The organism is Streptomyces sp. HSW2009 (genome assembly GCF_040240285.1).
Classification (GTDB): Bacteria; Actinomycetota; Actinomycetes; order Streptomycetales; family Streptomycetaceae; genus Streptomyces.
The window spans coordinates 1-4,446 of sequence record NZ_JBEHZD010000594.1 but is presented as its reverse complement, the minus strand read 5'-3'; the positions used below and the strand labels follow the sequence as shown (position 1 = coordinate 4,446).

Here is a 4,446-nt window from a genome sequence, read left to right as displayed (position 1 = left end):
CCGCCCCGTGCCCCGTGCCCCGTGCCCCGTGCCCCGTGCCCCGTGCCCCGTGCCCCGTGCCCCGTGCCCCGTGCCCCCGGTGATGATCGTCGGTCCGGGGCGCGGTGGGGTTTCTCACTCCGCGCGGGTCTGGGCGCGGACAGAGGCCGCGCGGACGCGGATGCGCCGCGCGGAACGTACAGCGGGTACGTTCCGCGCGGCGCACCGGTGTGAGTGGGCGGCCGTGCCGTCGCGAGGTGTGGGTGATGTCACGGGGCGCGAGCGCCAGCCCGGCGGCGGGCCCGCACAGCAGCAGACGGGGCAGCATGCCAGCCCGCAGCGGAAACGCGCCGGCAGGCGGGCGGCGCGTCAGGCCGTGACGCGTACCGCCAGGGCGTCGCCGATCTCGTCCGTGGTCCTCGTCACGCCGGCGCGGCCGGCCAGGTCGTCGGTGACAGCGTCCTCGATACGGGTGGCCTCCGCCTCGTACCCGAGGTGGCGCAGCAGCAGGGCGACCGAGAGCACCGTGGCGGTGGGGTCGGCCTTGCCGGTGCCGGCGATGTCCGGGGCCGAGCCGTGCACCGGCTCGAACATGGACGGGAAGGCGCCGGACGGGTTGATGTTGCCGCTGGCGGCCAGGCCGATGCCACCGGTGACCGCGGCGGCCAGGTCGGTGATGATGTCGCCGAAGAGGTTGTCGGTGACGATGACGTCGAAGCGCTCGGGCTGCGTGACGAAGAAGATCGTCGCGGCGTCGACGTGCAGGTAGTCGGTGGTGACGTCCGGGTACTCCTGGCCGACCCGGTCGAAGGTGTTCTTCCACAGGTGCCCGGCGTAGACCAGGACGTTGTTCTTGTGGACGAGCGTGAGCTTCTTGCGCGGGCGGGCGTTGGCGCGCTCGTACGCATCGCGCACCACCCGCTCCACGCCGTACGCCGTGTTGACGCTGACCTCGGTGGCGACCTCGGCCGGCGTGCCGGTGCGCAGGCTGCCGCCGTTGCCCGTGTACGGGCCTTCGGTGCCCTCGCGGACCACCACGAAGTCGATGTCGGGGCGACCGGCGAGCGGCGTCGGGGTGTTCGGGAAGAGTTTGGAGGGGCGCAGGTTGACGTAGTGGTCGAAGGCGAAGCGCAGCTTGAGCAGCAGGCCGCGCTCCAACACTCCGGAGGGCACGGAGGGGTCGCCGATCGCGCCGAGCAGGATGGCGTCGTGGTCCTTGAGCGAGGCCAGTTCGGCGTCCGGCAGGGTCTCCCCGGTCGCGTGCCAGCGGCGGGCGCCCAGGTCGTACTCCCTGGTCTCCAGCTTCACGTCCTGGGGAAGCACGGCCGAGAGCACCTTGAGGCCCTGGGCCACGACTTCCTGGCCGATTCCGTCACCGGGGATCACTGCGAGGCGAATGCTGCGAGACATGCGAGGACCCTACTCGTCGTCCCAACGGTTGACACGTGGCGTCCACCATGCGGACTCGACCTATCAGACGGGTGGCGTTCACCCGCAGTACGGCCGTCATGCAGGGCGCAGTTGGTCACGACGGGGAACTTTTCTGTCATGACCGCTCATTCCCGCCAGTCGGGCCCCCACTCCCCTGGTTCCGCCGACCTCCCGCGCGTCGGCATCCCCGATGAGCTCGCCGGCCGGATGTCGATGCCGGAGCAACACGCGTACCTGCGCGCGAAGCTGTCGCGCCGCGGCGCCCTGCGCACCAGCGTGGCCACCGCCGGCGCGGTGGCCGGCGCGGGGCTGCTCGCCGGCTCCGCCAGCGCCACCGCGCATCCCGCCGGGCCCGTGACGGCGCCCGCCACGGGGCAGGTGAGCGGCGCGTTCGTGGCTCCGTTCGGGCGCCACCTCGCGTTCGGCGCCGACCCGCGGACGCAGATGCGGATCTCCTGGCAGGTCCCGTTCGCCGTGCGGCGGCCGTACGTACGGATCGGGCTCAAGCCCTGGCAGTTGAGCCGGAAGATCGAGGCGGAGGTGCGCGACCTGCACACGCCCGCACTGTCCAGCAAGCTGCCCGCGGTGGAGCAGTACTACCTGCACGCCGCGCTGGACGGGCTGCGCCCCGGTACCACGTACTACTACGGCGTGGGGCACGACGGCTTCGACCCGACCGAACCCAGCAGGCTCTCCACGATCGGCAGCTTCCGCACCGCACCCGCCCGGTCCGAGGAGTTCGTCTTCACCGCCTTCGGCGACCAGGGCGTGAGCTACCACGCGCTCGCCAACGACCAGGTGATCCTCGGTCAGAACCCGTCCTTCCACCTGCACGCGGGCGACATCTGCTACGCGGACTCCTCGGGGCGCGGCGCGGCCACCGACGTGTACGACGCGCGGGTGTGGGACCAGTTCCTGGCGCAGACCGAGTCCGTCGCCGCCCGGGTGCCGTGGATGGTCACCACCGGCAACCACGACATGGAGGCGTGGTACAGCCCCAACGGCTACGGCGGCCAGCGCGCCCGCTGGACGCTGCCGGAGAACGGCCCCGACCCCCGCGAGTCGCCCGGCGTCTACTCCTTCACCTACGGCAACGTCGGCGTGGTCGCGCTGGACGCCAACGACGTCTCGTACGAGATCACCGCCAACCTCGGGTACTCCGGCGGGCGGCAGACGGCCTGGCTCGACCGGCGCCTCGGCGAGTTGCGGCGCACCCGCGGGATCGACTTCGTCGTGGTCTTCTTCCACCACTGCGCCTACTCGACCACCAGCGCCCACGCCTCGGACGGCGGCGTGCGCGACGCCTGGGTGCCGCTCTTCGACAAGCACCAGGTGGACCTAGTCATCAACGGCCACAACCACGTCTACGAGCGCACCGACGCGCTGCGCGGCGGCGCGGTGGCCAAGACGGTGCCGATCGGCGAGACCGTGGACCCGGCGCGCGACGGCATCGTGTACGTGACGGCCGGCGGCGCGGGCAAGGCGCTGTACAGCTTCCCCGTGCCGGACAGCTTCGAGGGGCACGTCAAGGACCTGGACAGCGTGCACACCTACCACTGGGTCAAGGGCACCCAGAAGAGCGAGGAGGAGGTGGAGTGGTCCCGGGTGCGGTACACGGGCTTCTCCTTCCTCGCGGTCGCCGCCCGGGGCGGCGCACACCCCCGACTGCAGGTGACCACCCTCGCGGAGACCGGCGAACGCGTCGACCACTTCGACATCGTCCGCCGGCGCCGCCACGGCCATCACTGACGGAGGCCACGTACGGGGCGCGGGACCGCGCGAGGGTACGGGGCACGGGGCGCCACAGGGGTACGGGGCGGCGCGTGCTCCGTACCCCGTACGGGCTCCGCTCCGTGCCCCGAATCTGCGCCCCGTACGACTCCGCTCCGCGCGTGCGGCGCTGTTCCCTTGAGGGGCGGCCCCACGTGCCCCGTACAGCCCCGTGCTCCGTACCGCCCCGCGCCCCGTACCCCCGTGACAGGGGCCGCGCCGCCCCGTGCGTGGGGTGCGCGCGTTCGCAGCACGGCGCCAGCACCGTGCTGCTCCGCGCGGCCCCGTAGACGCGGCCCCGTAGACGGGGCGAGGCGGCGGGATGAGGGGTGGGGCGGGAGTGCGGGGCGCGGGGGCGGTCAGTGACCGGTGGCGCCGCCGTTGTCGCGGCGGTCCAGGGCCCGCTGGAGTGCGGCTGCGGCGTTCTTGCGGTCGGTGTCGTCGTCGCGGCGGGTAGCGTGCCGGATCCTGCGAACGGTGTCGGCCATGATGCACGTCTCCAATGCCAATGCCAGTACCCGAGGGGAATGGAATCGCCGGAAGGGGCGGGAGCGTGGCTATGGCAGGGGTCACCTGCGTCGCGTAGCCGGCTCATCCGCCGTCGCTGATGAAGCGAGACGTTCGGCTTCCACAAACGTAAGCCAGCGGAGCCGTGCTGTCTGCACCATTACTCGGACTTCCTACTATCTGAGACGGCGCCGCTACTGAAACTCCGCTGGCACATGCCATGGGCGTCCCGCGGATCGGACCGCGGCGGGCACCGCACGCGGTGCGGCGACAGCCGGTGTGCCCAGCCGCGCGGCCCTCGCGAGCGCCTTCCGGATCGGCGGTCGGACGGGGCGTCCGGCACGCCCCACGACGGGGCGCAGGCGTTCGCGCCTGTTGCTCCGGCGCGGTGGCGGTGGGCCGTACGGCGGACACGGGGAGCCACGGGACACGGAGCCACGCGGCGCAGAGCACGGAGCACGGAGCACGAGGCGCAGAGCGCGGGGCCACGGGGCACGGGGCACGGGGCGCGGGGCAACCGACTGGCCCCGTCCGCACCACCGCCCCGCAGGGTTGTGGCGCCGTGAACGGGGCCGCCCGGACGTACCTCCGCCCCCGGCCGGTTGGGGGACCAGACGGGGGCGGAAGCTGACGGTGCGCGCGGCATCGCGGGCACCGGGCCCGCCCCCCGGGGGGGGCGGCCGGGGGGCGGGGGGGGGGCCGGCCCCGGGGGGGGGGCGGTAGTGGGTCGGCGGGGCCAGCCTCTGCTTGATGGGGCGG

General features: G+C 73.2%; 3 protein-coding genes. 1 reads left to right on the top strand and 2 read right to left on the bottom strand.

What is annotated here, in order from left to right; genetic code table 11:
• Positions 1-348: 348 nt before the first annotated feature.
• Positions 349-1,389 (bottom strand): 3-isopropylmalate dehydrogenase, encoded by a 1,041-nt coding sequence (locus AAHZ94_RS29175; RefSeq protein ID WP_349996648.1) that lies wholly within the window; start codon positions 1,387-1,389, stop codon positions 349-351.
• Between the two features lie 138 nt (positions 1,390-1,527).
• On the opposite strand from AAHZ94_RS29175, the gene AAHZ94_RS29170 reads away from it, so the two are divergent.
• The gene (locus AAHZ94_RS29170) at positions 1,528-3,159 is read left to right on the top strand and encodes a purple acid phosphatase family protein (protein WP_349996647.1); all 1,632 of its coding nucleotides are present in this window, start codon (positions 1,528-1,530) and stop codon (positions 3,157-3,159) included.
• Positions 3,160-3,539: 380 nt separating this feature from the next.
• On the opposite strand, the gene AAHZ94_RS29165 is transcribed toward AAHZ94_RS29170, so the two are convergent.
• Positions 3,540-3,668, bottom strand: coding sequence for a hypothetical protein (locus AAHZ94_RS29165; protein ID WP_349996645.1), 129 nt, complete (start codon positions 3,666-3,668; stop codon positions 3,540-3,542).
• Positions 3,669-4,446: the final 778 nt, after the last annotated feature.

Excerpts from the sequence above, each read along its gene's own strand:
- AAHZ94_RS29165 (WP_349996645.1), bottom strand. The coding sequence starts at position 3,668 with ATGGCCGACACCGTTCGCAGGATCCGGCACGCTACCCGCCGCGACGAC.
- AAHZ94_RS29170 (WP_349996647.1), top strand. The coding sequence starts at position 1,528 with ATGACCGCTCATTCCCGCCAGTCGGGCCCCCACTCCCCTGGTTCCGCC.
- AAHZ94_RS29175 (WP_349996648.1), bottom strand. The coding sequence starts at position 1,389 with ATGTCTCGCAGCATTCGCCTCGCAGTGATCCCCGGTGACGGAATCGGC.